Below are 1,321 nucleotides of genomic sequence, written 5' to 3'. Positions count from 1 at the left end.
GAGCCCGACCGGATGATCGGGACGGCGTGGGACTGCAACGAGTCCCGGTCGGCCCGCGACGCGCTCAGTCGCGCTCTGCGCCATATGAGCGATGGTTTCCTCTCGGTCGACGACAGTTGGAGGATCACATTCGTCAACCTGGAGGCGGAGCGCATGCTGGGCTCCTCCGACGAGGAACTGTTCGGCCGCGTGCTCTGGACACTGCCCACCGTACGGCGGTTCACGGGCATGGAGGAACGCTGCCGTAACGCTGCAGCCAGGGCCACACCCGCAGACTTCGACGTGGATGTGCCGGAGACCGGAGCCTGCTACCACTTGCGCCTCGTCCCGGTGCCCGACGGGGTCACCCTCTACTTCACCGACGTCACCGAGCAGCGCAGGCGCGACGGCGAGCGGGCCGCTGCCGAGCGCGCCGCAGCCGCGCGCGGCGCCAGGATCGCCGAGCTGACCGCGGCGCTCGCCAAGGCGACGACCACGCAGGACGTGGTAGACACCGTTGCCCAGGGAGTGCTGCCGCCGTTCGAAGCGACCGGGCTGCTCGTCCAGGCCGTCGAGAGCGGCCGGGTGCACAACGTGGGAGCTGTCGGCTACGCCCGCTCCTTCGTCGACCGCTTCGAGGGACGTTCGCTCACCGATGCGGACCCGATCGGCGAGGCGGTCTCCAGCCAGCGTCCGACGTTCGTCTCCTCTGCGCAGGAGTACGTGATGCGCTACCCGGGCATGGCCGACGTGCAACAAGAAATCGGCAACCATGCCTGGGCGTTCCTCCCGTTGACCGCCTCCGGGCACACCTTCGGTGTCTGTGTGATCGCGTTCGACCAGCCACGCCATCTGGACGACGAGGAACGCGCCTTGCTGACCGCCATCAGCGGCCTGGTCGCGCAAGCACTGGACCGCGCGCGCCTGTACGACGCCGAACACACCAGGTCCCGGGAGCTGCAACGCGCGCTGCTCCCCCAAATCCTGCCCGAGTTGGAGGCTTGCACCACGGCCGCCCGCTACCTTCCCGCCGGTCAGGGCATGGACGTGGGAGGCGACTGGTACGACGTCATCCCACTGTCAGCCGGTCGGGTCGCACTCGTCATCGGCGACGTCATGGGACACGGCCTCTCCGAGGCGGCCACCATGGGACGTCTGCGCACCGCGGTCCACACTCTGGCCGGCCTCGAACTGCCACCGGACGAGATCATGAGCCACCTCAACGACATCGTCGTTGACCTCGGCGAGGGCTCGTACGCCACGTGCCTGTATGCCTTGTACGACTCGACCGCAGGTACCTGTTGCCTTTCCCTCGCCGGCCATCCCCCGCCGGCTGTGGTCC

1 protein-coding gene is annotated in these 1,321 nt (G+C 68.5%); it reads left to right on the top strand.

Translation table 11 applies throughout. The annotated features are described in order from the left end of the window. Positions 1-1,321, top strand: a 1,321-nt coding sequence (locus tag ACFVXE_RS39130; protein ID WP_389678576.1) for a SpoIIE family protein phosphatase, incomplete at both ends; no start/stop codon positions are given.

It is taken from the genome of Streptomyces sp. NPDC058231 (assembly GCF_042882275.1).
Taxonomy (GTDB): domain Bacteria; phylum Actinomycetota; class Actinomycetes; order Streptomycetales; family Streptomycetaceae; genus Streptomyces.
This window is presented reverse-complemented; position numbering and strand designations above follow the sequence as displayed.